Here is a 25,266-nt window from a genome sequence, read left to right as displayed (position 1 = left end):
CATGCTGATGGAGCCGTACGCCGACGACCTGCCGAACGTCGCGACGATCGACCTGTACCCAGCCGACTTCTACCGTTCGGGTGCACCGCACAGCGCGTGGCAGCTGCTGCGCGCCGAGGCGCCGGTCTGGCGTCAGCTCGCACCCGACGGAACGCCGTTCTGGTCGGTGACGCGCTACGACGACGTCCTTGCCGTACTCCGCGACACCGAGCACTTCACCTCTGAGCACAGCACCATGCTCTCCGTGCTGCACGGCGATCCGGAGGCCGGTAAAGCCATCAACCTGATCGACGGGCGCGGCCACCGTGGCCTGCGGACCTCCGGCATGCGGCATCTCTCCATGTCCAAGGTCCGCGACCGGGAGCCGGTGGTCAGGCCGCTGATGACCGAGCTGGTGGATGCGATGGCCGGTCAAGGCGAGATCGACCTCGTCCGGGAACTGACGGTGATGCCGATGCTTCTGGCGGCCGACATCATCGGACTGCCGAGCGAGCACTGGCACGACCTCGCCCGGTGGACGATGGCGAGTGTGGCGCCTGACGACCCGACGCTGATGCAGGGCAGCGAGTCACAGACCCTGATGCTGGCTCATCTGGAGCTGCTGACGTGCTTCTCGGAGCTGCTGGCGAAACGACGGGCGCAGCCTGCCGACGACCTGATCAGTGCGCTCGGCGCCGTCGAGCTCGACGGCCGGCCGCTGACGGACGAGGAGGTGGTGATCAACGTCTACGCCTTCACCATGGGCGCCGCGATCACCACTCCACAGGTGATCCACCACCTGGCCCTGGTGATGGCCGCCCAGCCGACGCTGTGGGAACGGGTGACCGCGACGGGTGATGTCGATCTGTTGCTCGACGAGGCACTGCGGTGGGCGACGCCGACCAATCACCTGTTACGGCTCGTCACCCAGGACACGGTGCTGGCCGGTCAACCGGTTCGGCAAGGCGATCTGGTCGCGGCCTGGGTCGGGTCGGCCAACCGGGACGAATCGGTCTTCGAGGATCCTTTCCGGTTCGATCCGTGGCGTGCGCAGAATCCTCACCTGGCCTTCGGCTTCGGTCCACATTTCTGCATTGGCGCGCATGCGGCCCGGATCGGTCTAAGGCTGCTGATCGAGGAGCTGATGCGGCGGGTCGCCCGGTTCGAGATCACCGGACCGGTGCGACACCTCGCCTCGAACTTCGTCAATGGTGTCGTCCGGCTGCCGGTCGTCCTGCACGGTCGCTGACCGCCGGCGAGCCGCTGCGCGGCAACTGAGCACCAGTTGGCCACGCCGTGCTGACTATTGTCTACGTCCAAGATTTCTCCTGTTATTCTGATGTCGTTCGGGTTTGACAGCTGCAAACGTCGAAAGGCGCCCCGGAATGAGACCAACACAGCCGTATCTCGGGACTCGGCTACGTACGCTGCGGGTGCAGAAGGGCCTTTCCCAAAAGGCGCTGGCGAGTGATGTCGTCACCCCGAGCTACATCTCCCTGCTCGAGGCGGGGGAGCGGATGCCGACGCTCGACGTCATCCTGCACCTGGCCCGTGCCCTGGAGACCACGCCGGCCGATCTGCTGGGCGAGGACTACCGCGACGTGTTCGCCCCGACGCCCACGGCGACGCCCTTGGGGTCGAGCGCGGTGGCCGGGCAGCTGTACGCCCGCAGTCTGATGGACCTGGGCGACTACGCCGGAGCCCGCGAGGTCCTCGAGCGTGAGCTGGTGCAGGCCAGGAGCCGCGCCGCCGGCGACGAAGTCCTCGAGCTCAGCCTGGAGCTCAGCCGGGTGCTGGCGGCCGCGGGCGATCATCCTGCCCGGCTCGCGCTGCTCGACGAGATGCTCGGCGCCGAAGGCCGGACGGTGCCTGTCGTCAGGCTCGCGGTCGCGATCGACCGGGCTTCGACCCTGCGGGAGCTCGGCCGCTTCGGCCAGGCCCGTGAGGCGGCCGAGGAGCTGCTGTCCGAGGACGTCCTCGGCGACGCCGCGGTGCGGCACGAGCGCGTCCGGCTGCTCGGCGTACTGGTCTCGGTGCTGTGCGAGCTCGGCGAGCTCGAGGACGTGGAGCGGTTGACGCAGGAGCTGCGGACCGAAGCCGCGGCCACCGGTCAGAACGCGATCGTCGGACGGGCGCACTGGCTCACCGGGATGGCGCTGGTCCGCCTCGGCCGCCAGGACGAAGCCGTCGAGGAGCTCAAGCGGGCCGGCTCGTTGCTGCAGTTCGGCTCGATGCCGATGCTGGACTGGCTGCGCTTCTGCCGGTCGACGGCCTCGATCCTGCTGGCCGCCGGTGATCCGGAATCGGCGTTGGCCTGGCTGACGACCGCGGAGGCGGCCGCCGGGGTGACCGACCTGTCCACGGAGCGGATGGCCCTTCTCCGCGTGCGAGCAGAGTACGAGCTCGCCGCCGGTAACGCGTCCGAGGCCGCCTCGCTCTACGCGCAGGTCACCGAGGGACCGGAGGCGCTCACCGGGCTGCCACTGATCGTGGCTCTCCGCGGACAGGCCGCGGCGCTCCGCGAGTCCGGCGACAGCCCGGCGGCCATCGAGGTGCTGCGGCGGGCGGCCCGCCTGTACGAGGAGAGCGACAGCTACCGGCTGGCCTCAGCTGTCTGGCGGGAGATCGACGAACTGCGCGCCTGACGATCCTGGACGCTGCCCCGGCGGTCGTGACCGCCGGGGCGTCTTGTTCAGAGAGCGCGTCGGGTGACGACTCGCCGGCCCGAGGCTGGCTGGTCGCCGCCGACCTCGAACCCGGCCGCCGCGAACAGGTCGACCGTTCCGGTCGACAGGGCCGCACCCGCACCCTTCGGGTTGGCCACCGGGTAGCCCTCGATCATCGCCGCACCGGCGTCGACGGCGCGGGCGACGGCGGCCTCGAGGAGGGCGCGTGCGACTCCGTGGCCGCGGTGTTCCTTGCTCACGAAGAAGCACGGCACCGACCAGACCCGGGGATCCGCGGGGTCGTTCGGCTTCAGCGCCTTGGTTCGCTCGATCCGCGCGTACCCGGGACGAGGACCGGTCGAGCACCACCCCACCGGAGTGCCATCGAGGTAGGCGACCAGGCCGACCTGTGCATCCGTGTGCACGAGATCGTGCAAGGCCTTCCGGTTGTCCTCGGGGCCGTTGCTGCTGAGCTCCTTGTTCGGCAGGCGCCAGAACATGCACCAGCACCCGTCGTAGCCGCCGGAGCCGCCGAACAGTTCCTCCAGGTCGGCCCACCGGGTCGCGTTGACGGGGTGTACTGCGATGGTCATGCGGCTCCGCTTCAGGGTTCGAGAATTTCGGTCAGCGTGCGGCTGGTGTCGTCGTCAGAGAATCGAGCCAGCTCGGCGAGGAACATACTCTCCATCAGGGCGACCTGCGCCTCGAGCGTGTTGTGCGTGAACAGGTCCGGCAGCTGGACGGGCACGCCGAACCGCTGCTCGAGTCGCATCGCCAGCAACGCGAGGCTGAGTGAGTTGCCGCCCAGTTCGAAGAAGCTGTCCTGCGGCTGCGGAGCACGCCCGAGGAGCTCCTGCCACAGCGTCCCGATCGCCACCGCGGCCTCTTCGTCGGTGTCCGTGGTGGCCGGGGGTTCGACCGGGGCGGAAGTCAGCGGCATCGCGGCGAGCGCGAGCCGGTCGACCTTGCCGGTGCTCCCCAGAGGGAAGGCCGGCAGGACCACCAGGTGCTGCGGCACCAGATGGCCGGGTACGACGGCCGACAGCTGCTCGCGCACGGCCCGGGCGTCGAGCTCGACGCCCGGCCTGCCCACCAGGTACCCCACCAGGACGGTCTGCTGAGCGACCTCATCGCGCCGGGGCAGCACCACCGCGTCGGCGACCGCGTCGATGGCGCACAGGGCGCACTCGACCTCGGCCGGTTCGACCCGGCAGCCGCTGATCTTCACCTGGTTGTCGGCCCGGCCCAGGTACTCGATCCGGTGGTCGTCACGCATCCGTCCGATGTCGCCGGTGCGATACGTCCGGCGCCCGTCAGTCCGGTGGGTGAACGCATCGTCGGTGAGGTCGGGGCGACCGACGTAGCCGTCGGCTAGCACCGGCCCGGACAGGTAGATCTCACCGGTTTCTCCGGTGCCGACGGGTTCACCCGACGGGTCGCAGACCTCGACGACGGCGCGGTCGATCGCGGCGCCGATGAGGGGGAGCTCGGCCCACAGGTCCGGGTCGCCGTCGAGAAGCTCGGCGGTGACCACGTGGCTCTCGGTCGGACCGTACTGGTTGTCGAGGCTTGCGCCGGTCGTACGGAAGAAGGATCTGAGGGTCTTGGTGATCCGCAACTGCTCGCCGGCGGTGACGACCTCGCGCAGGTGGGTCGGCGTCCGGCCGGTGTGTTCCGCGGCGTCCGCTATCAGTTGCAGGCCGACGAACGGCAGGAACAACCGGTTGATCCGCTGCTCCTCGAGATGGTTCACCAGGTGACGCGGATCCTGCCGGACCTCGTCGGGCACCAGGACCAGTGTGCCGCCGGTCGTCCAGGTCGCGAAGATCTCCTGGAAGGAGGCGTCGAAGGTGACAGCGGAGAACTGCAGGGTGCTGTCGCCGAGGCCGCACGCCGAGCGGGCGCGCTGCCAGCGCAGAAGGTTGGCGAGTGGACCGTGCGGCATCGCCACGCCTTTCGGCACGCCGGTCGAGCCCGAGGTGTACATCACGTACGCCAGGTCGGACGCGTCCACCGGCCGCGGCTCCACCGGGACCGCTGCGGGCTCGACGGAGATCGGTTCGAGGCGGCAACCGTCCGGTACGGTCCAGCGCTCGGCCGCGTTGACGTCGCAGAGCAGCACCTGCGCGCCGCTGTCGGCGAGGACGAAGTTCCGCCGGTCCTCTGGGTGCCCGGGGTCGATCGGCACGTACGCCGCACCGGACCGGAGGACGGCGAGGATCGCGACGTACAGCTCGCTGGTCCGGCGGTGGCACACGGCGACCCGCCCCGCGCCGCCCAGCCGGCTCGCGAGCGTGTCCGCGGCGGTCACCAGTTCGCGGTACGTCAGCTCGCCGTCGGCCCAGCGGAGAGCGACCGCGTCCGGATGTTCCGCCGCGATCTCGCCGACCAGCGTGTGCGGGATCGGACCGGGGCCGGCGTCCCGCGCGCTCGCGAGGAACTTCTCGATCATGGCCAACGCGGCCGGCTCGTCGTACCAGTCGAGATCGAAGTCGAGTCGTCCTTCGATCCCGCCGGCCGGAGTCTGCCGCACGACGAGCGCGATCTCGGGCTGCTCGACGACCGGGCCGGCCTCGCCGGCGGTGACGACCGGTTCGACAGCGCCGGGCACCTGTGCGGGAAGGGGCTGGCCCTGGACGACACAATCGACAACAGTTCTGACGATCTCGACCACCGGTCGGCGAAGGATGCCGTAGTGGTCGGCGTCGACGTCGATCGACACCAGGTTCTCGTCGCCCACCAGCGCTCGCCACGCATCGGTCGCGTTCGGTCCGTCCCAACGGGCGGCCCGGATGAGGTGTACGGCGACGTCTGCTGGATCGGGGTTGTACTTGTCCAGCGCCCAGGTCGCGTTGCGGTGCACCCGGTAGCGCTGGAGCAGCTCGGTGGCCGACTGGTCGAGGCGGCTCCCACGCGCTGTCAGCGCGGCCTCCGCGATCGCGATCGCGACGTCCGGCGGGTATCCCCAGGTTTCCGGCGGCAGGGTCCCGAGATCGGTAGGATCGCCCGCCGAGCGCAGCAGGTCGTGGAAGAAGCCTTCCAGGTACTGCGCCTCGGTTCGCGTCATCCCGTCGTACATCGCCGGCCGTGGCATCGAGTCGATCAGGACCAGGGGGACCCGAGGACCCTGCCGGACCATCTCGTACGCCAGTACGCCGCCGAAAGACCAGCCGGCCAGGACACCGGGCCGGATGCCGGCAGCCTCCAACCGCTGCCAGTAGCCGGCCGCCAACTCCTCCAGCGGGGTACCGGATTCGCTGCTGAGTCCCTCGTCGGCCTCGAGAGCGTAGGCGGGACGACCGGACTGCAGGTCGCCGACCAGGTCGATGTAGCTGAACACCTGCCCGCCGACCGGATGGACGAGCACCAGCGGCGCTCCCTCGCCGGTCCGGAGCCTGTGCAGCCGGCTCGGCCGGTCCGGCCGCTGCTCCCGTCGGCGGCGCAGCTCGGCGAGCAGCCGCTGCTTGCGTTCGGACAGGGTCGTCCCGCGCGGTGTGCTGTCAGTCGCGTTCGATTCCATGCTGGGCTCCCGGGGACCGCTCGACGGACCCCGCCCGTAACTCAACCGGCCGGGGTTGACGTGATGACTATAGTAAAGTCTGGCATTGATTATAGTCATATCTCCTTGTGGGGGAGTCGACAGATGACGCAGTTGACCGGACAGTTGGCCGCCTTGCCGCCTAGTCGCCGCGCCGCACTGCTGGCGAGGCTTCGCGCCGGTGAGCCGGATCGCGACGACGAGATCCCGCGGACCGATCCGTCCCACGTCGAGGCGCCGCTGACCGCGGCTCAGCGCAGCTTGTGGTTCGTCGAGCAGCTCAACCCGGGCACGCCGACGTACAACCTGCCGCAGTACCTGCGGCTGCGCGGACCGCTGAACGTCGACGCGCTTCGGCGCGCGCTGGGCCGGGTGGTCGAACGCCACGAGGCGCTCCGGAGTCTGCTGCTCGACCGCGACAGCGGGCCGGTGCAGGTGATCCTTCCGCAGGTGCTGGTCGATGTCGCTGTTCACGATGCCGTCGGCCGAACCATCGACGATGTGCTGAACGAAGCCGACCGGGTCTACGGCAGGTCGCCCTTGCCCCTGGATCGGCCGCCGCTGTGGCGTGCTGGCCTCTACCGGACCGCCCCGGACGAGCATCTGTTCGTCTTTGTGGTGCACCACGCGATCTTCGACGGCCTGTCCTTCGCCGTCTTCGACCGTGACCTCGCCGCCTTCTACTCGCAGGAGTGTGGCGGGTCGGAAGCGAGGCTTCCGAACCTTCCGGCGAGATACTCCGACTTCGCGCGCTGGCAGGTCGGGCGGTTGTCCGGCGATCGGCTACGAGTCCTGAAGGACTTCTGGCGAAGCGAACTCGGGGACGCCGAGACGGTGGACCTGCCGACCGACCGGCCGCGGTCGGCCAAGCCGACGGGTGCTGGTTCGGTGGCCACCGGCCGGGTGCCGGCCGACGTGTGTGCTGCGGTGCGGGAGTTGTCGAGGCAGCGTCGTACGACGGTCTTCGTGGTCTGCCTGGCCGCGTTCTGGGTCCTGCTGCACCGGCGTACCGGCGCGCGGGACGTGGTCGTCGGTTCGTCGACGGCGGGGCGGAACCATGCGGCGGTCGCGAACTCGATCGGCTACTTCGTGAACGTGGTGGCGCTGCGCGGCCGGTTCGCGGACGGCCCCACGTTCGCGGAACTGGTCGACCGCGCCACCCGTTGCATCACCGAGACCCTGGCTCACGGCGATCTGGGGTTCGAGGAAGTCGTGCGAGCCGTCGCACCGGATCGGGGCAGCGGGAAATCGCCGCTGTTCCAGGTCTCCTTTGCTGTTGGCGGTGGCCAGGCAGGCCCGCAGCTGGCGGGCCTGGATGTCGAACCGTTGCCGATGCATCACGGCACGGCGCGCTTCGACATGGCCTGGGGGCTCAACTTCGGTGACCATGCTGACGTGGGAGTCGAGTACAGCACCGAGCTCTTCGACCGTCAGCACGTCGAGGGCCTGATCGCGGAGTACAGCGACATCCTTCGTGAGCTGACGCGATCGCCGGAGAATCCGGCTTCGTCACAAAAGGTGATGGAGCAATCACGGTACGCACTTCTCGGATCGGATGCCCGCCCTGCAGCTACTGACACTTGTAATGATTAGCATACGGCTCGTAGCCTGCTCGGGCCTGCCCGGCCCTGGGCTTTGACAGTAGTAATACCGGTGAGAGAAAGCGCAGTGACTCTGTATTTCATGTGAGGCATACACGTCCTCCGGTGAGGTTTCCGGAACAAGGGGGAAACAATGTTCGGCAGTACTCGCCACAATGATTCGAGCCCGCCCCGGCCCATCAAGGTTGCGGTCGCCGCCGAGCAAGTACTGATCGCAGGCGCGATCACCACGCTGCTGCGGTCCGAACAAGGGATCGAAGTGGTCGCAGGCCCGGCCCAAGCCGGTGCCAACGGCCATTCGCCGGCCGACATGACCGTCGTCATCGGCGGACCGTCGGTCCTCGAGGGACTGCATCGCGCGATCGGGGCCGACGTGTCCCATCCGCTGGTAGCGATCGCCGGTGCGGTCCCGCACCACGTCGTGCTCGGCGCGATCCGGCAGGGATGCCGCGCCATCGTCAGTGACGTTGCGGTGGACAGCGAGCTGGCGCCGGCCGTCAGAGCGGTGGCGGGCGGCGGGGTGTTCCTGTCGCCGATGATGGCCGGGCCGCTGCTGGACTGGCTGGCGGCGCAGTTGCCGGTCGATCCGGCGCCCTTGCTGCACGCGAAGGTGATGCTGACCGAGCGAGAGCAGGAAGTGCTGAAGGAGCTCGGGGCCGGCCGGACCAACGCCGGGATCGCGGGCACCCTGGTGATCTCCGAGGCGACGGTCCGCACGCACGTCTACCGGATCCAGACCAAGCTCGGCCTGCACAGCCGGACCGAGGCCGTCCTGCTGGGCTACCAGTTCCGGCTCGGCATCGCCGCCTGACCGGACGTCTACGCATTCTGTTGACGGCTGCTCCGCAAAACAACTACAGAAAATCAGCGGTCGCGCTGACGACGGTTTACCGGGTGCTTTCGTAGAGTAATTGTCATGGGCACGGACATTGTGTTCATGACATTCCCGGTGACTCTCGACGAAAGGCGGCCCGATGTTTCCGGTGCAAATCGACTGGCCCTGGTGAGAAATCCGGCGGCCATCGGCCGTACGACGTCATTTCCCGTGATGCGGCTCCCGGAGGTGCGGCCATGGCCGAATCCACGACAGTCCCGATCCGGCCCCGGCAGTCGGCCGTCTGGCTGGCCGAGCAACTGGCCGAGGTGTCCGGAATCTGGAACAGCAGCCGAACAGTGCGCGTGACCGGCTCGCTCGACACCGAGCTACTGGACACGGCCGCGCAGCATGTGGCAGCCCGGTACCAGGAGCTGGCCTTCGAATTCCACGACACCGATGGTCGTCCGGCCGCCCGCCGGTCGAGCAACCCCGTCATCCCGGTACGGGTGGCTGAGGCGGACGAGGACTGGAGGGCGCAGGCGGCATCTGACGCCTGCGTACCCTTCGACCTCGCCACCGGTCCACTGGCTCGGCTGACGGCGTACCGGTTGGGACCCGAGGACCACGTACTGGTCCTGACCGTGCACACGGTCGCCATCGAGGCGCCGGCGGTGCAGTCCGTTCTCGCGGATGTCGGACGCACCTACCGGGCCCTCGGCGTGGGCGGAGACGTGGGCGTAGTCCTCCCGCGGCGGGGCGGTACGGAGCCCGACGCGAAGGACGGAGCCGACGTACTGCAGTACTGGCTCCAGCGGCTCTCGAGAGCGACGTCGGTCGCAAGCTGGCCTTCCGACCAGTCGGAAGTACGGCGGTTCGGGACCGGTAGTGCGGTGCAGAGCTCGCTGCCGCAGGAGCTGGTCGATCAGGCCAAGTCGCTCGCCGACGACCTCGATGTGCCGTGGCCGACGGTCCTGCTGACCGGCTTGCGCGTGCTGCTGTACCGGCACACGCGGCAGCCAGATCTGTTGATCGGGATCCCGCCCACGGCTGAGCTGACGGCCTGCTCAGCTGACGCCGTCCTGCCGGCCAGGCTCGACCTGGCCGGCGATCCGGCCTTCCGTGACGCCGTGGTCGCTGAGGCCGCGGGTCATTCGGCGGACCGAACCCGAACGGGCCTGTCCCTGACCTTGTTGTCCCGCGCGCTGCGGCCGGAGTCGGACCTGCTGTCCAACTCCCTGGTGCAGGTCGCGTTCTCGGTCGCGGCCCGTGCGGAGGACGGAACGTGGGGTGGCCTCGCCGCCGTACCGGTCAACTTGCCGGTACGGCGCTCCGAGCTGGAGCTCGACGTACAGGTCTCGGTCGTCGCCGGGATCACGCAGCTCAGCTGGAGGTTCTCGGACGGCGTGCTTGACCGTGCGACGGTCGAAGCGCTGGCCGCCCGATTCACGGTGCTGCTGGTCGAAGCGATGCGCGATGCGACCCAGCCCGTGTCCGGCATCGAACTGCTCACCGCGGCGGACCGCGATCACCTCGCCGAGGTCGAAGGGCGGAACATCGCCCTCCGGCGCCCGAAGTCACTCGGCGAGCAGATCGGGGTGTGGATCGACTCCACACCCGACGCCGTCGCCGTACGGCACGACGACGCGCGGCAGACCTATGCGGAGCTCGCCGCGCTCAGCGACGCCGTCGCCGGCAACCTCGCTGGTCTCCAGCTGCCGCCCGAGACACCGATCGGCCTGCTGCTGCCTCGCGCGGTGGAGCTGCCGGCGGTGATCTGGGGCGTGCTGAAGGCAGGCCACATCTGCGTTCCACTCGACCCTGAGCACCCGGTCGACCGGATCCGCTACGTGCTGGACGATGCCGGTGTCGCGCTCGTCGTCACCGCGGGCGAAGCGCGGCTCGACCTGTCAGAGGTCAAGCAGCTGGAGGTGTCCGAGCTTCTCGTGCCACCGCCTGCGCAGTCGGTTCACCCGGTCGTCCACCCGGACGCACTCGCCTACGTCCTCTACACGTCCGGGTCGACCGGCCGTCCCAAGGGCGTCGGGGTGACGCACGGGGGTCTCGCGAACAACCTGTGGGCGACCCGAGAGCTGATGCGGGTCGGGCACGGCCAGCGCCTGCTGGCCGTCACGACGATCTCGTTCGACATCGCCATGCTGGAGCTGTTCCTCGCGCTGGTCTCCGGCGGCGAGACGGTGATCGCGTCCCGCGCGGAGGCTCGCGACGGTCAGGCCCTGATGGCGGCCTTCGACCGGTGGCGTCCCGACATCGTTCAGGCGACGCCGCTGACCTGGCAGATGCTGTTCCTGTGCGGCTGGTCCGGGGCGCCCGAGCTGACCGTGTCCTGTGGCGGCGACGTCGTACCACCGATGCTGGCGGCACGACTGACCGCCTGCACGAAATCGTTCTGGCACACGTACGGGCCGACCGAGACCACGATGTACACCGCCTGCCAACCGATCGAGCCGGGTGACCAGCCAGGGATCCTCCCGCTCGGCCGCCCGCTGCCGAGGACCTGGTTGCGGATCCTGGACGCCGAGCTGCGGCCGGTGCCGCCGGGCGTGATCGGCGAACTCTGCATCGGTGGTGCGGGCGTGGCCCGCGGGTACGTCGGCCGGCCCGCGCTGACCGCGCGTCAGTTCGTGCCCGACCTCGACGTCCCCGGCGCGCGAATCTACCGGTCCGGGGACCTGGCCCGATGGCGGCCGGACGGCCGGCTCGAGCTGCACGGCCGCAACGACCGGCAGGTCAAGATCCGCGGGCACCGGATCGAGCCGGGGGAGATCGAGACGGTGCTGGCCGCGCACCCCGACGTCGAGTTGGCCGCCGTCGACGTGACGGGCCAGGCCGACTCCCGCCGGATCGTCGCCTACCTGCAGGTACGGCGCGGCGCGCAGCCGGCCCGGCTCCGGCAGGAGATCCGGGTCCTGGCGGCCGATCGGCTGCCTGCCGTGATGGTCCCGTCGGCGTTCGGCATCGTCGATCCGATGCCGGTCCAGGTGAACGGCAAGATCGATCGGGCCGCGTTGTCGCGGCTGCGGCCGCCCCAGCCGGACACGTCCGGATCAGGCGTCATGGACCCGGATGAGGCCTGGGTGGTCGGTGCTTGGGCTCGGGTCCTCGAGGACGACCAGATCAAGGGCGGTGACTTCTTCGCCGTGGGCGGCAACGTTCCGCGGGCGGCACAGGTGCGGCACCTGGCTCGGTGCGAGCTCGGACTCGATCTTCCGCTGCGCACCTTCCTGGAGGCCTCGGTCAGTTCCGCACTGGCCCAGCGACTTCGCCAAGCGCGTGCGGCCGGTCCGGTCGCACCGACCGGCTCGATCCGCTGGTTGACGGAGGCAGGGGAGGCGGCACTGCTGGTCGTCGCGTCCGGTGTGCCGGGCCAGCAGCTGGCCGAACGGCTCGCCGGTGAGGTGCGGCGCCCGGTGGGCATCCTCGATCCGGCCGTCGAGGACGATCCCGCGGCCGTCGTGGCGTCCCGTACGGCGGATGTCCTCGTTGCCACGGGCAATGGAGTCCCGGCCGCGCTGGCCCTCCGCGACGAACTGGTGGAGCGAGCCGGACTGACCGTGCCGATCCTCGTCGTGGACGGACCGGCGCCGGCGGCTCCGCTGGGATCCGGACCGACCGCTTACGCGGCCCTCGACGGACCGGCCGAGTGGCTGGAGCAGTGGCGTACGGCTGCTGGACACGTCCTGGTTGCTCGAGTGCCCGAAGACATCGACGTACCCCGACGACTTGCTGCCCTTGCGGCAGCCGTGGAGTGAGGAAGAGCGATGGCGACCGATCTGATGGAACGTCTGCTGGCCCTGCCCGCCGACGAGCGTCGGGAGATCTTGCACCGCAGCCGCAACCCGCGGTCGGAGATGGCTGCCGTCACCGAGCGGCCACGACGCTTCCGGGCGCTGCCCACCCAGCAGGCGCAGTGGTTCCTGTGGCGACTGGCACCGGCCAACGCCGCGCACCACGTACCGATGTGTTACGACGTCCGAGGCCCGCTCGACCTGCGCATTCTCCGGCAGAGCCTCGGGTTCGTCGTGGCTCGTCACGAGATGCTGCGGACGACCTTCGAGGTCGACGGCAGCGATCTGTTCCAGGTCGTCGGCGATCCGGGACCGGTCGAGATCGGGTACGACGTCGCGGCGGATCTCCCGGAAGCGCTCGATCTCTTGGCGCAGCAGGCCGACCTGCCGTTCGATCTGTCCACAGGACCGCTGTTCCGGGTCCACGTGTGCCGCTACGCGCCGCAGCGTTACCTGCTGCTGTTCGTGTTCCATCACATCGCGATCGACGAGCACGGATCGGCCGTGCTGGAGGCCGAGCTCGGCCAGGCCTACGCCGCGATCACCGCGACCGGTGAGCTCCCGGAGCTTCCTTCGTTGCGGGTCCAGTGCGGTGATGTCGCCGAGCGGACCACTCCGGAGGACCTCGACGAGGGCGTCCGGTACTGGACGACCGCGCTCGCCGGCGGCGTACCGGTGCTGTTGCCGACCGATCGTCCGGCCGGTGCCCGCCTGGTGCTTCCGGGTGCCGTACTGCGGCAATCCTTCCCGAGCGGCGCGTCCGAGGCGCTCAGAACGTTGGCGGCCGCACGAGGCGTGACTCGTTTCGCGGCGCTCGCGGCTGCCTTCGGCCGGTTCCTGGGCCGCTACACCGAGGCTTCCGACGTCGTCTTCGGCACCCCGGTCTCCTGTCGCGAGCAGGAAGGCGCCGACCAGCTGATCGGCTACTTCCTCAACACACTGCCCGTTCGCCTGACCGCCGACCCCGACCTTCCGTACGACGACGCGGTGGCCGCGGCGCAGCACACTCTCAACCAGGGGCTGCGTCGTCGTGACGTCCCGTTCGCCCGGGTGGTCGAGGCCGTGGGTGGCGCGCGTGGCCCGTTCGACAACCCGTTGTTCGACACGATGCTGACCTACTTTCCGGTGGAGTCCGTCGGCCGGACTCTGTCGCTGACCAGCAGCCTGGTGATCGAGTCGATGGAGCTGCCGCTGTCGGGCGGCGTCCCGTACGTCTCCTTCACCGTGCTCGACCGGGACGACGAGCTCGAGCTCGCCGTGCGGTACCCGGTCGACCAGTACGACGAGAGCACGATGCGCGGCTACGCCGTCGAGTTCGCCGAACTGCTCGCCCAGCTCTGCGGCGAGCACCGCCAGCCCCAGCACTCGCCCAGCGATCGGACGGAAGCGTGATGACAGATCTCTCCACGGAAGCGACCAGCGTCGACGCACTGCTCGACGACCTTCGCCGGCACTGCTATCGGCCGGTCCTCGGTGACACCGTGGTCGGTCCCGACGACGACTTCTTCGCGTTGGGTGCCGACAGTATCGACCTGATGCGCGTCGTTACTGCGGCGCAGGACCACTGCCGGGTCGAAATCGACGTGGCCGAGTTCTTCGAAGCGCCCACTCTCGGCCGGCTGGCGCAGATCGTCGGGCGTGAGCTCGCCGCCGGCCGCGTCCAAGCGGCGTCCTGAATCCGTGAACCGGAGCTGATCGCGATGTATCCGTTGTCGTTCGGACAGGAGCAGCTGTGGCTCGTCGACCAGCTGCTCGGCCCCGCGGCGTTGGCCGCGCCTGCGTTGAGTGTGCGGGTCACCGGGGCACTCGACGTTCCCGCGCTGCGTCAGTCGTTCTCACAGATCACGGCCCGGCACGCCGTACTGCGCAGCACGTTTCACTTCGGCGGCGAGACCTGCGTCCAGGAGGTCGGCGGCAATGCCGAGCCCGACTTCGAGCTGGTGGAGCTGTCAGGTGATCCGGGGCAGGTTCGGAACACCTGCGTGGACGAGGTACGGCGGGGTTTCGACCTGACGTGCGATCCTCCGGTGCGCGCCAGGGTGTACCGGCTGTCCGACTACGAACATGTCGTGCTCGTGGTTCGGCACCACATCGCCTGGGACGCTGAGTCCGGTGCGGTCTTCGCACGCGAGCTCGAGGCCCTCTACAGGCAGGCTGTCACCGGCGAGCAGGCCACGTTGCCGGCGTTGTCACTGCAGTACGGCGAGATCGCCCAGCGCCAGCGCGACGAGGTCAGCGGAGACCGCCTGGCGAGTCTGCTGGCCAAGGCGCGGGAGGCCATCGGCGAGCCGCCGCCGGTCCCGCTGTCGAGCCGGCCAGGTCCGGCCGAGGGCGGACTCCAGCGCCTGCAACTTCCGGATGATGTCGTGGACCGTGTTCTCGACGTGGCGCGCAGCTGCCGCCTCACGCCGTACATCGTGCTCGCGGCACTCTTCCGTGGTTGGTGGGCCGGGGCCGTCGGGGTGCCGGCTGTGCTGCTCGGCACACCGGTCTCGGCGCGCACGAGATCTGAGCACCAGAACCTGATCGGATACTTCATCAACCTCGTCGTCAGCCGGGTCGACGTCAGTGATGGTGTGACCGTGCGGGAGCTGCTCGCTCACGAGCGCGTCGCCGTTCTCGGTACGTTGGCGACTCGGGAGCTGCCGTACGAAATCCTGGCGCGCTCGTACGGGCGGAGTGCGGACGACCCGCTCCTGCAGGTTTCCCTCACCTACCAGCAGGCCGATCTGCCGGCACTCGACCTGCCGGGATTGCAGACGAGCGTGTTCGACTTGGAGACACCTGGACTGCCGACGCTGCCGCTGATGGTCTCGATCGGGCGGACCGAGACGGGCATGGTGATGGAGTGGGCGCACCGCGAGGCGGACGACGCCGAGCTCGTTCAGCAGATGACCGTGGGGTTCGCCGCAGGACTCGGTCCGGCATTGAGTGATCTCGACCGCCGCGTCGACGAGCTTGCGTGGACGCCGGTGGAGCTTCCGGAAGCTCTACGACCCGGTCACGGCGAGCCGGCTGTCACGTGGCTCGACGAGGATGCCGGAGCGCCGCCGACCACGATGCTGGAGAAGGAGCTGGCGTCGGCCTGGTCCGCTCTGCTGGCGCTCGAGGTCGAGGGAGTGGAGACGTCGTTCTTCGGCCTCGGCGGTCATTCGCTGCTGGTCGCCAAGCTCGCCGTACGGCTGTCCGAGCTGTTCGGTGTGCCGGTCAGGATCGCCGACTTGATGGAGCGGCCCACCATCGCGGCGCAGGCTGTTCTGGTGGAGGGTCTGCTCGAGGCGCAGGTCGCCGCTCTCGACGTGGACGAGGTCGATCGGCTGGCTCAGGAGCTCGCGGCACGGGAGTCCCGATGACGGCCGAGGTGCTCGACGACGAGTTGCGCCGGCAGGGGCATCGGCTCCCGTTCGCGGACCGGTCGATCCCGGAACGGTTCGCCGAGCAGGTCGCGCGCAGTCCCGAGGCGATTGCGGTTGCTGCAGGCAACGAGAGTCTGACCTACGCGGAGCTCGATGCCGCGTCGGCCGATCTGGCGGGCCGGCTGCGGTCGGCGGGTGTCCGGCGCGGCGAGCGCGTTGCGTTCGCCGTACGACGTGATGCCTGGCTGGTCGTTGCGATGCTCGGAATCCTTCGGGCCGGTGCCGCGTTCGTCCCACTCGAACGCGGCATGCCTGCCGAGCGGGTCCGGACGATCCTCGACGACGCGTCGCCGTGCGTGATCGTCACCGACGACCTGGATTCCGAGGCCTACGGGACGATCCCGCGGGTGGCGGCCCGATCGACGGGCAGACCTGGCGAGGTCGAGGCCGAGAAGCTCTCCGGTGACGACGTCGCCTACGTTCTCTACACGTCGGGCAGTACGGGGACACCGAAGGGCGTGGTCGTTCCGCACCGAGCGGTCGTCGGCTTCGTGGCCGCGGTCGAGCGACTGTTCCAGCTGACCCCTGCCGACCGGATCGTCGCCTTCGCCGCCTCGGTGTTCGACGTGTCGATCTTCGACGTCTTCGGTGCACTGCTCACGGGAGCCCGGGTCCAGGTCGCGTCCGACGCCGACCGGCTGAACGTACGGCGTCTGCAGCGGCTGCTCGAGGACGAGCGGATCACGGTCGCCGATCTGCCGCCGGCTGTGCTCGGCATGCTCGATCCGACCCGTTTGCCCGCTCTGCGAGTGGTGTTCGTCGGGGGCGAGGCCTACCCGGGTTCGCTGGTCAACGCGTGGAACCAGGGGCGTCGATTCGTCAACGGCTACGGACCGACCGAGTGCACGGTCACGATGATCACGCACGACTGCGACGGCCTGTGGGACACATCCCCGCCGATCGGTCTGCCGATCGCGAACCACGTCGCGTACGTCGTGGACGAGGACCTCGATCCGGTGCCGGACGGTGTCCCCGGCGAACTGGTGATCGGTGGGACCGGGCTGGCCTACGGCTACCTCAGTCGTCCAGGGCAAACCGCGAGGGCCTTCGTGCCCGACCCGTTCGGTACCGAACCGGGCGCTCGGCTCTACCGAACCGGTGACCGGGTTCGTCGCCTGGCGGACGGGCGACTGGTCTTCCTCGACCGCATCGATCGTCAGGTCAAGTTGCACGGTGTGCGCGTCGAGCCCGGTGAGGTGGAGGCGGCGCTGATGCGCGACCCGGAGGTCGCGCAGGCGTACGTCACGGTGTGGGTGGACGCGGACGGGCGCAAACGCCTGGTGGCGTACGTCGCTCCGCCCGACGGGGTCACGGTCGATCCGCGGCAACTGCGATCGCGGATGGCACAGCGGCTCGTGAGTTCGATGATTCCTACCGCCACGACGGTGCTGCCGGCGCTTCCACTGACGAGCAGCGGCAAGGTCGATCATCGCGCGCTGCCGGCTCCGGTGTTCGGAGCGAGTCCGTGAGCCCGTGGCGTCCGTCAGTCGAGCAGTCGCTGCATTACAACGCGACGGCCGGAGGACGGGCGGATGTGTTCCTTGAAGCCGTTGCGCTCGTACAGCTCGATGGTGCCGGTGTAGAGAGCGCCTGGCTTGGCGCCGCCCTCGGTGTCGACCGGGTAGCCCTCGATGGCGCGGGCGCCGCCCTTGCGTGCCGCGTCCACGGCGGCGGCCAGCATAGGGTCGAGCAGCCCCTTGCGCCGGAAGCCGGAGCGGACAAAGAAGCACACGATCGACCAGACCGACTCGTCGTCGGGGTCGGCCGGAGCGATCGTTGTCGAGCGAATCACCTTCGGGAAGGTCGGTCGCGGAGCAACGGAGCACCACGTCGCCGGCGTGCCGTCGGCGTACCCGATCAGTCCCACCTGCTGCCCGGACTTCACCATCGACTCGAGCGCGGCCCGGTTCCCGGCGTTCCCATTGGCCGTGAACTCCTTGCTGGTCAGGCGCCAGGTCTGGCACCAGCATCCTCGGTACGTGCCATTGGGGCCGAAGAGTTCGGCCAGGTCTTCCCAGCGGGTCGCGTCAACCGGCTCCACTACCAAATTCACCCGGACATGCTCTCACGAGTCGGCCAGGAGGCAAGATGACCACCAGCAGCGGCCAGCGGACCGTCGTACGCAACGAAGAAGAGCAGTACTCGCTGTGGCCCGCCGGCCGTGGGTTGCCGCCGGGCTGGACGGAGGTCGGGGTCAGCGGCTCTGAAGAGGACTGTCTGGAGTACATCGAGCGGACCTGGACGGATCTGCGTCCGCTGAGTCTTCGCCAGGCCCTGGCAGCGTCGGAACAGCCGTGACCGCCGGGAAACCGACACTGGCGGTCGTATACGACCGTGGGGCGGTGCTGCCGTTCGAGTTCGCGCGAACTCTGCGGCCGTTCGCCAACTTGGTCTTCGTCGTACCGCAGTCCCTCCACGCACAGCGAGCGACGCCGGTACTCCGGGCCCTGGGCGAAGTGCGGTCGCTCGATGACGCGCTGGCGGGGCCACGTCCCGACGGGGTGGTCACCTTCAGCGAGCGGATGCTGAGATCGGCCTCGCAGTTGGCGGCCGTCTGGAACCTCCCTGGACATTCGGCGGAGGTCGTCGAGCTGGTCACGGACAAGTACGCGCAGCGCCGGCGCCTGGCAGAGTCAGGCGTCGACTCGGTGCGCTGCCATCGGCTGACTCGGCCCGAGGATTGGCGCGGCGCCTGCGACGAGGTGGGCTTTCCTTTGGTGCTGAAGCCCAGCAATGGCGAAGCCAGCCGGGACACGTATCTGGTCCATGATCGAGACAGCGGTGCACGCTTGCTGGAACCCCTGCTCCGGTCAGCGGTGACGCTGGTCGCCGAGGAGTTTCTTCACGGGTGCCCGGAACCAGGACTGGGCGACTACGTGTCCGTGGAGAGCGTCACGTCGTACGGGCAGACGAAGCACATCGCGGTCACCGGAAAGCTGCCGCTGGAGGAGCCCTTTCGGGAGACGGGCCAGTTCTGGCCCTGCCACCTTCCGGCCCGCGACCAGGACGAGATCATGGCGCTGGCCGGCAAGGCGATCGGTGCCCTGGGCATCAGCTTCGGTATCAGCCACACCGAGGTGAAGCTGACGCCGTCCGGCCCCCGCATCATCGAGGTGAACGGCCGCCTGGGCGGAAATCTCACCGACCTCGCCCTCCGGGCCGCCAATCTGGACCTGGTGTCGTTGGCCGCCAAGATTGCCCTCGGCCAGAGCCCCGCTGTCCCACCGGTCGAGCCGAAGTCCGTCTACTTCCAGCGCTACAGCTGCGGACCCACCAGCCGTGCGCGGCTCAGATCTTTCACCGGTGGTCCGGAGGTCGGCGCCTTGGCCGGCATCACCCGCTACCAGCTCTTCGCCGAGCCCGGCGCTGTATTCGAAGGTGGCACCGCGACCGCCCAACTGGACTTCCTGTCCGGCCAAGCAGAGTCGCACACCGAGATGCGCACGATCCTGGACCGAGTCGGAGATCTGCTGGACTTCGACTTCACGACGGCTGAGGTAGAGGTCTCCGACGTGGTCGCAGGAGTTGGTGCTCACACCCCGTTCGCAGACGGGCCTCCCAGGCGCGGGTGATCAACAGCAGCACCGTAGCCTCCGGCGTCGCTAGCCCGGTGGTCAGCGGGTACACCGGGTGCTCTCAGCCTTGGTGTCTCTATTTCTGATATGTCAGGGAGGAACCCTCATGATTCAAAGCAGATCTCTGCGCCGGCGACTGCCGCTGAGTCTTTTGCTCGGCGCAGCACTGACCCTTTCGACCATGGTGGTGACCAAGTCGTCGGACGGCGAGGCAGCTGCCAGCACAGACGGTGGGTGCGCGCAAGCGAATGTCCTCCAGCCGGCGAACGCGCGAGCAGGTTCGGAGCTGTCGGGACATCCCGCCAAGCAAGCGATCGACGGTGATCTTGACACTCGTTGGTCGGGGATGGGATCGGGGGGCAGCCTGACACTCGACCTCGGATCGGCCGAACTGGTGTGCGGAACGATGATCGCCTGGTACCTGGGTGAAACCCAGCAGAATGCCTTCACCGTGCACGTCTCCACCGACGATCGTACGTACCGCCCAGTCTTCACAGGAACGAGCACGGGCAGCCGCATCGATACAGTTCCGTTCACTGGGTCCACGACCGCCCGGTATGTCCGAGTCACAGTCAACCGCGTGCCGGAGATGGTTGCCCACGGCTACGGCGTCCTCGAGATCGATCTCCTGACCCCTGCCTCGCCCGCGAGCTCCGGGACGTAGCGGCATAGAGGTTGACCTGATCCGCGGAAATGGGCGGAAGGCCCGGCTGACGGGGATGCGTGACGGCCAGCGCGGAGAGCAAGCGGCGCGGTACGCCGCCGCCGCTGACCCTGGCAGGGCTGGGAGCGGTGGCCGTTGCGCGATCCATCAGTTGCAGTAGCCCGAGGCCGTGGCGGGTTTGGAGTCAATGACCGTGAGCAGCCCACCTGCGATGCCGGTCGCCAGGCCCTGCCCGGCCGGAGCGGAGATATCGACCGCGCCGCAGCATCCGCCGGGTGCTCGATCGGTGGTCACGGTGTCGATGAGGTTCGACGAGCACACACCGGTCTCCGGCACGGTCGAAAGTCTGCATAGGGTCTCCGTGATCGCTTCGGCCTACTTCGACAGCAGCCCGATCAGGTCGGTTGTCATCGAGATAACGCCGGCGATTGTCGCGATCATGGCAGCCCAGAACACGATCGCTGCTCTCAGATCGTGGTGCTGATCTGAACTGTTGGGACGAGCGCGGGTGTGGGGATGTGGCGCGGACTCGGCGGACTGCGACGCGTTCCGACCAGGCCGCGAAGGCACCGGAAGGTTGCGTCGCCAGCCCAGGTTGGAGAAGAACTTTGTCCAGGTGTGCCCTTCGGCGCTGCCGCAGCCGAACAAGACGCCGTACGTTCTGTTTCGGCACCGACCACCGGTCTTGGTGGGTACGCCGCAGATTGTCGGGGCCTTGAGCGCGAACAACCAGCAAGGCACCCCGACGGCGATGCAACTAGTCCACACACCTGAGTTCCAGTCATGAGTGGCGAACGAGTACACGGCGTACGCTGCGGCGGCGACCGTCGCAACGACGATGAAGAATGCGGTCTCGTGCCTTCGCTGTCTCTGTCTGGACATCTGACACCTCACTGCGCAGGCCAGCGGAGGGGCGAAGGATGTCATCTGCGCGGAAACGGCCCGCCAGATCCTTCGTGAAGAATTATCTGTTCGCAAGGTCGCGATCGCAGCGTGCGCGGCGAGTCGTTGAGAAGCCTTGCGTTTGGCTGGAAAGGGTGTCGTGGATCTGTCGCCCACTGCGACCTGTTCAGGCGATGTGTTCGGCCCCCTGCAACCGCGGGCTCATGCGTAACGCGAACAGTGGAGGAGATCGCGTGATCCGGAAAGTGATGACTGTCATTGTTGCTGTGATCGCCACAGCTTCCGCACGTACTGCGGCGACGGTCAGGCGGTCCCGAGCGGTCGCGGCCCTACTGCCCGAAAGGGTACTGGTGGGTCTATGACGGCGAATGGACCGGCGACATGTCGAATCATCGGTCCCAGGGCAACCTCACCGGGGTCCAGGATCGTCACACCGCCGTCGTACGTTCAGTACATCACCATCTCCAACAACGGAACCCCACAGCCAGGCGCCGACCACATCCAGATTAAGACCTGGTTCAGCGGGCGAGCGTCACCTCAGGCCCGCGAGGAAGCCGGCGGATCGGGCAGAGATGCCTGCATCACCACCCTGGTCAGCGAAGCTTCCGCGCCGTCCTGAGTCAGAGCAACTCCACCGCAAGGGGCAGGTCCCAGCCTGAGTCTGACAGATGGTCACGGACCTTTCGGTCAAGACGCCCCGCTCATGTAGTCCCATCTGCTCATCTCTCCTGTGCAGGGGCCGTTGGGGTTCTAAGGGGTCTGTGCGTACTTTCTGAGGTGGTGTGGACGATGTGGCTGCGGGGCATGTGGATCGACGGTTGGAGCAGGCGGCGGCTCGCCGCAATTGGCTCACTGGAGGAATCGTGAAGCGCAGGTACTCGGGTGTCGCACTGTCCATCGTTGGGATGGGTGCCGTGGCTCTCACCGCGGCCGACGCGTCGGCCAGGCTGAAAGATCCGGATCCGGGATCGGGGCAGTACAACCACACGTACAACTATCCGAATTACGACCCGGCGTACGAAGTACCGCCTGTGCAGGCAGCCGCGGTGCAGAGCACGTTGGACGACAGTTGGGGCGAGCTGGCCAAGGCGGGCGCTTCGGCACTTGGCGGGGCGGGCGCCGCCTTTGGTTGCATGTGGCTGTACCGCCGGCACACGCTGGCCGGCTAGTCGGGCGTTTCCTGAAGAGGGTTGCGGCTGGCCAACCGCTCGGCAAGAGCGGCCGCTTCCACCCGGCTCGAGGTGCCGGTCTTCCGCAGGATATTGGAGACATGAACGCTTGCTGTCCGGTGACTGATGAACAGATCCTTGGCGATCTCGCCGTTCGATCGCCCGGCCACCAGGAGCGCCAGGACTTCCCGTTCCCGAGCTGTGAGACCGGCTAGCGGTGTCGGACTTCGGGTCGTGTCCGCGATCGGGACGGGTTGCCGCAGGGGCACACGAGTCATCCGTGCGAGCGACTCGACCTGCTCTCGCAACGGCAGGGCTCCGAGCTCCTCGGCAGTCGCGTGCGCGTGCCGCAACAGGTCGTTCACTGCCGACCCTGATGAGCCGTCCGCGATCATGGCCTCTGCGCACCGCAGACGCGAGACGGCCTTCTCCCAGGGCCAGCCGGCGAGATCACACTTCTCGATCGCCCGCCGCCACAGCTCCATCTGGCCTACCTCCCGCCGGCAACGCGCGGCCTCGGCTGCGAATAGAGCCCTGAACGCGGCTTGGTTGACGACATCCCGTCGGCGTCCGGCGAATCGCTCTTCGGGCCAGTTGTCGATGACCTCTTCAAGAAGTGTCGCCGCGCGTAGCGCACCGGCGGTGTCGTCGAGGTCGCGGGCCGCTACGGCGGCCTCGGCGGCGATGTGGCCAAAAATGGCTAGGGTTTCGTCACGGTGTAGGTCCGCCTCGGTGTGCGGCACCACGTTCCGCTCGTGTAGCCACTCCAACGCCCGCAGCGGCTCGCCACAGGCCGCCAGAACCTCCACAGTGACCTCTCCCAGTTGTCGGGCAAGGATCGGATATGTGGGTGAAACCAATTCGAGGACGCGGGTCAGATGCCCTTTGGCCTCCGTCACCTGGCCAGTCCGAACCGCAAGTCGTGCCGCACTGAGTCGGACGGCGGCGCCGGGAATACCCCCGCACCTGGCGGCGAGCGCAGTGCGCAGGAGTTCACGACACTCCTGCCAGCGTCCCAGTTGCAGCATCCCGTCAGCGGCCTGGGCCGCAAGGTAGTAGCCCCACTGCAGCGAGCCCGCCGCCAGCACGTCACGAAACGCTTGATTGGCCACTTCGACGGAGTCGCTGATTCGACCGAGCAGCCGAAGGCGGCCAACTCGCCACATTGCAGCGTCTTCCACCAGCAAGCTGTCGTCGCAGAGCCGTGCGAGCACTTCTGCCTCTTCGGCGTCGGCCAATGATGTCATTGCGTCTCTGGTCGTACGTGAACGAGCGATGAGGGCGTCTGCCATGGCCGCGCGGGATCCGGATCGATGCGCTGCCTGCACAGCTTGTTCCGCATGGGCCGCAGCGCTGTCTTGTAGTCCGTCCCAGTATTCCGCCATGGAAAGGGAGGCCAAGGCCTGGGCATGCTCAGGGCTGTCAGGGAAGGCCCGGGTCAGTTCGATGCCCTCGGTATGCGCGGCATGCAGGATCTTGCCCGGAGCCAGGTGCCGTAGGTAGACAAGGCTCCACTCGCGCAGGAGGGTGCTGAAATGCAGCGGATCGCGACCGCGGTCGACGAGCGCCATTGCCTGCTCGGCCAAAGCAATCGCGGACTCAAGCCGGCCGGCCCTGTCCGAGGCCCGGCTCGCCCGACGGAGTAGAGCTACATGTTCGGCCGGTTCCCCTCGCAGACTCGGCGAGACCCGATCCCACAGGGAACATGCGCGCTCCAGGTGAAGTGACAGCTCTGCGGCGGCGTGAAGACTCTCCGCATAGTCCGCCGCAACAAGCGACCAGCGGTAGGTCTCATCGATACGTCCGGCTTGCTGGTTGTGGATCGCCAGATCCGCCGCGAGGGGCCCAGGTGGAGACTCCAGTTGCGACTCGAGGATGCGTACGTAGTCCGAATGCAGGTTCGCCGCTTCGCCGGGCGGCACAGCATCGTGCAGGGCCTCGGCGATCAGGGGGTGGCGAAACCATGCTCGGCCTTCGTCATCATGGCGTACGACGCCGTGATCCTCCGCTTCGATCAGACAGCTGGCCAGAGCCTCTCGCGGGATGCCATGCACAGCCGCGACGCCGGCCAGAACAACGAAGTCGATCGGCCGGCCGCCGACCGCGAGCACGCGGGTTGCCTGGCGAGCTTCGACGGAGAGGCCATGCCAGCCGGCCACCAAGGCGTCGCGGAGTACGGCCGGCACTGTTGTCGGAGCCTTCGGTTCATCGCCGGTCAGGCCGCGGACCAGAAGTTCGGTGAGGTATGGGTTGCCGCAGGAGCGCTCGTGAATCTCGGCGGCGAACTCGATGTCGACCGCGTGCCCGAGCACCCGCTGAATTTGACTCTCGGTCGCTGCCAAGTCGAGCCGGTCGAGATGGATCTCCTTGAACATCGGCATCCGCCGCATGTCGGCCAGCCAACCGTGCAACGGATGACCCGCGCCCCGGTGCTCGTCACGACAGGTCGCCAGCAACGCCAGGCGCTGGTCCCGGAAGCCGGTAATCAGGTAGGCAAGGGTGTCGAGCGAGGTGCGGTCCGCCCAGTGCAGATCGTCGATAACGACAACGGTCGGCTTTCGCTCGGCGAGGCGGTTCAGAACCATGTCGATCAGGGCCAGCAGTCTCCCTGGCTGCCTTGGTCGATGATCACCCGTGCTTAGTGCCGGCAGCAATGCGCCGAGTTCTTCCGCTCCGGCGAACACCTCCGCGCGGGTAGCCGCATCAGCCCGCGCCAGCCAGGCCTGGAGTGCGCTGGTCACCGGTGCGAACGGTACCGACGCCTCGCCAAAATGCACACAGCCACCCCAAAGGACCTCAGCGTCGCTACCGAAGCTTTCACACGTCTGGCGAACGAGCCAGGTCTTGCCGACGCCGGCTTCGCCGTGGACGACCACCGCGCACGGACCACCACTCATGGTGCCCGTCAGAGCACTCACGAGAAGCTGCTGCTCGACCGCCCGGCCGACAACTTCCCGATCCGGGCTGTCCAGGGACGTCCCCATGCGCCAAGTGTCCACCGACGGATCGAACGACGCCCCTCTCGCTAGCGGGCTGTCCGCTACTCGGACCCCTGACAGGTACGACGAATGCTGAGACGTATGTACACCGAACGCATCGAGGAGTTGAGGGCCGGGGGCTTCACGTGCCCAT

The 25,266-nt window shown here is 68.2% G+C and carries 18 protein-coding genes; 13 read left to right on the top strand and 5 right to left on the bottom strand.

All coding sequences use genetic code 11. The features are described 5' to 3' along the window. Nucleotide 1: 1 nt before the first annotated feature. Both ACYVIO_RS35960 and ACYVIO_RS35955 read left to right on the top strand, forming a co-directional pair. Nucleotides 2–1,228, top strand: a complete 1,227-nt coding sequence (locus ACYVIO_RS35960; RefSeq protein ID WP_460655435.1) for a cytochrome P450 — start codon at nt 2–4, stop codon at nt 1,226–1,228. A 136-nt stretch (nt 1,229–1,364) separates the two neighbouring features. After that, nucleotides 1,365–2,624, top strand: a complete 1,260-nt coding sequence (locus tag ACYVIO_RS35955) for a helix-turn-helix domain-containing protein (protein ID WP_460655434.1) — start codon at nt 1,365–1,367, stop codon at nt 2,622–2,624. A 47-nt stretch (nt 2,625–2,671) separates the two neighbouring features. On the opposite strand, the gene ACYVIO_RS35950 is transcribed toward ACYVIO_RS35955, so the two are convergent. Together ACYVIO_RS35950 and ACYVIO_RS35945 are read right to left on the bottom strand one after the other, a co-directional pair. After that, nucleotides 2,672–3,238 (bottom strand): GNAT family N-acetyltransferase, encoded by a 567-nt coding sequence (locus ACYVIO_RS35950; RefSeq protein ID WP_460655433.1) that lies wholly within the window; start codon nt 3,236–3,238, stop codon nt 2,672–2,674. Nucleotides 3,239–3,249: 11 nt separating this feature from the next. After that, nucleotides 3,250–6,165, bottom strand: a complete 2,916-nt coding sequence (locus ACYVIO_RS35945) for an amino acid adenylation domain-containing protein (RefSeq protein ID WP_460655432.1) — start codon at nt 6,163–6,165, stop codon at nt 3,250–3,252. 123 nt (nt 6,166–6,288) lie between these two features. On the opposite strand from ACYVIO_RS35945, the gene ACYVIO_RS35940 reads away from it, so the two are divergent. The 7 genes from ACYVIO_RS35940 (at nt 6,289) to ACYVIO_RS35910 (ending at nt 17,292) form a co-directional block, all read left to right on the top strand. After that, complete coding sequence (locus ACYVIO_RS35940) at nt 6,289–7,776, top strand: condensation domain-containing protein (RefSeq protein WP_460655431.1); 1,488 nt, start codon at nt 6,289–6,291, stop codon at nt 7,774–7,776. 141 nt (nt 7,777–7,917) lie between these two features. Further along, nucleotides 7,918–8,595, top strand: coding sequence for a helix-turn-helix transcriptional regulator (locus tag ACYVIO_RS35935; protein WP_460655430.1), 678 nt, complete (start codon nt 7,918–7,920; stop codon nt 8,593–8,595). A gap of 260 nt (nt 8,596–8,855) precedes the next feature. Continuing rightward, entirely contained in the window at nt 8,856–12,371 is a 3,516-nt protein-coding gene (locus tag ACYVIO_RS35930) for a non-ribosomal peptide synthetase (RefSeq protein WP_460655429.1), read from the top strand. A gap of 9 nt (nt 12,372–12,380) precedes the next feature. Beyond that, nucleotides 12,381–13,799, top strand: coding sequence for a condensation domain-containing protein (locus ACYVIO_RS35925; RefSeq protein WP_460655428.1), 1,419 nt, complete (start codon nt 12,381–12,383; stop codon nt 13,797–13,799). After that, nucleotides 13,799–14,083, top strand: a complete 285-nt coding sequence (locus tag ACYVIO_RS35920; protein ID WP_460655427.1) for an acyl carrier protein — start codon at nt 13,799–13,801, stop codon at nt 14,081–14,083. Before ACYVIO_RS35925 ends, ACYVIO_RS35920 begins: the two co-directional genes overlap by 1 nt. A 24-nt stretch (nt 14,084–14,107) precedes the next feature. Next, nucleotides 14,108–15,760, top strand: coding sequence for a condensation domain-containing protein (locus tag ACYVIO_RS35915; protein WP_460655426.1), 1,653 nt, complete (start codon nt 14,108–14,110; stop codon nt 15,758–15,760). Continuing rightward, nucleotides 15,757–17,292, top strand: coding sequence for an amino acid adenylation domain-containing protein (locus ACYVIO_RS35910; RefSeq protein ID WP_460655425.1), 1,536 nt, complete (start codon nt 15,757–15,759; stop codon nt 17,290–17,292). The genes ACYVIO_RS35915 and ACYVIO_RS35910 overlap by 4 nt, the downstream gene beginning before the upstream one ends. Before the next feature lie 14 nt (nt 17,293–17,306). On the opposite strand, the gene ACYVIO_RS35905 is transcribed toward ACYVIO_RS35910, so the two are convergent. After that, nucleotides 17,307–17,876, bottom strand: a complete 570-nt coding sequence (locus tag ACYVIO_RS35905) for a GNAT family N-acetyltransferase (RefSeq protein ID WP_460655424.1) — start codon at nt 17,874–17,876, stop codon at nt 17,307–17,309. 35 nt (nt 17,877–17,911) lie between these two features. Between ACYVIO_RS35905 and ACYVIO_RS35900 the strand changes: the two genes are divergently transcribed. From ACYVIO_RS35900 to ACYVIO_RS35890, 3 genes are all read left to right on the top strand, one after another. Next, nucleotides 17,912–18,121: an MbtH family protein gene (locus ACYVIO_RS35900; RefSeq protein WP_460655423.1), complete on the top strand. Its 210-nt coding sequence runs from the start codon at nt 17,912–17,914 to the stop codon at nt 18,119–18,121. A 44-nt stretch (nt 18,122–18,165) separates the two neighbouring features. Then, entirely contained in the window at nt 18,166–19,395 is a 1,230-nt protein-coding gene (locus tag ACYVIO_RS35895; protein WP_460655422.1) for an ATP-grasp domain-containing protein, read from the top strand. 109 nt (nt 19,396–19,504) lie between these two features. Then, a complete protein-coding gene (locus tag ACYVIO_RS35890; protein ID WP_460655421.1) occupies nt 19,505–20,062 on the top strand; it encodes a discoidin domain-containing protein in 558 nt (185 codons plus the stop codon). A gap of 147 nt (nt 20,063–20,209) precedes the next feature. On the opposite strand, the gene ACYVIO_RS35885 is transcribed toward ACYVIO_RS35890, so the two are convergent. Further along, nucleotides 20,210–20,398 carry a hypothetical protein gene (locus ACYVIO_RS35885; RefSeq protein WP_460655420.1) on the bottom strand — a complete coding sequence of 63 codons (189 nt, stop codon included), beginning with the start codon at nt 20,396–20,398 and terminating at the stop codon, nt 20,210–20,212. A 1,349-nt stretch (nt 20,399–21,747) separates the two neighbouring features. On the opposite strand from ACYVIO_RS35885, the gene ACYVIO_RS35880 reads away from it, so the two are divergent. After that, the gene (locus tag ACYVIO_RS35880; protein WP_460655419.1) at nt 21,748–22,134 is read left to right on the top strand and encodes a hypothetical protein; all 387 of its coding nucleotides are present in this window, start codon (nt 21,748–21,750) and stop codon (nt 22,132–22,134) included. Here ACYVIO_RS35880 and ACYVIO_RS35875 read toward each other — a convergent pair. Continuing rightward, nucleotides 22,131–25,118, bottom strand: coding sequence for a helix-turn-helix transcriptional regulator (locus ACYVIO_RS35875; protein ID WP_460655418.1), 2,988 nt, complete (start codon nt 25,116–25,118; stop codon nt 22,131–22,133). The two genes, ACYVIO_RS35880 and ACYVIO_RS35875, sit on opposite strands and share 4 nt — an antisense overlap. Nucleotides 25,119–25,266: the final 148 nt, after the last annotated feature.

This window comes from Kribbella endophytica (assembly GCF_054781295.1).
The sequence above is the reverse complement of the archived record's forward strand: the minus strand, read 5'-3'. Positions and strand labels throughout refer to the sequence as shown.

Excerpts from the sequence above, each read along its gene's own strand:
- ACYVIO_RS35960 (WP_460655435.1), top strand. The coding sequence starts at position 2 with ATGCTGATGGAGCCGTACGCCGACGACCTGCCGAACGTCGCGACGATC.
- ACYVIO_RS35955 (WP_460655434.1), top strand. The coding sequence starts at position 1,365 with ATGAGACCAACACAGCCGTATCTCGGGACTCGGCTACGTACGCTGCGG.
- ACYVIO_RS35950 (WP_460655433.1), bottom strand. The coding sequence starts at position 3,238 with ATGACCATCGCAGTACACCCCGTCAACGCGACCCGGTGGGCCGACCTG.
- ACYVIO_RS35945 (WP_460655432.1), bottom strand. The coding sequence starts at position 6,165 with ATGGAATCGAACGCGACTGACAGCACACCGCGCGGGACGACCCTGTCC.
- ACYVIO_RS35940 (WP_460655431.1), top strand. The coding sequence starts at position 6,289 with ATGACGCAGTTGACCGGACAGTTGGCCGCCTTGCCGCCTAGTCGCCGC.
- ACYVIO_RS35935 (WP_460655430.1), top strand. The coding sequence starts at position 7,918 with ATGTTCGGCAGTACTCGCCACAATGATTCGAGCCCGCCCCGGCCCATC.
- ACYVIO_RS35930 (WP_460655429.1), top strand. The coding sequence starts at position 8,856 with ATGGCCGAATCCACGACAGTCCCGATCCGGCCCCGGCAGTCGGCCGTC.
- ACYVIO_RS35925 (WP_460655428.1), top strand. The coding sequence starts at position 12,381 with ATGGCGACCGATCTGATGGAACGTCTGCTGGCCCTGCCCGCCGACGAG.
- ACYVIO_RS35920 (WP_460655427.1), top strand. The coding sequence starts at position 13,799 with ATGACAGATCTCTCCACGGAAGCGACCAGCGTCGACGCACTGCTCGAC.
- ACYVIO_RS35915 (WP_460655426.1), top strand. The coding sequence starts at position 14,108 with ATGTATCCGTTGTCGTTCGGACAGGAGCAGCTGTGGCTCGTCGACCAG.
- ACYVIO_RS35910 (WP_460655425.1), top strand. The coding sequence starts at position 15,757 with ATGACGGCCGAGGTGCTCGACGACGAGTTGCGCCGGCAGGGGCATCGG.
- ACYVIO_RS35900 (WP_460655423.1), top strand. The coding sequence starts at position 17,912 with ATGACCACCAGCAGCGGCCAGCGGACCGTCGTACGCAACGAAGAAGAG.
- ACYVIO_RS35890 (WP_460655421.1), top strand. The coding sequence starts at position 19,505 with ATGATTCAAAGCAGATCTCTGCGCCGGCGACTGCCGCTGAGTCTTTTG.
- ACYVIO_RS35875 (WP_460655418.1), bottom strand. The coding sequence starts at position 25,118 with ATGGGGACGTCCCTGGACAGCCCGGATCGGGAAGTTGTCGGCCGGGCG.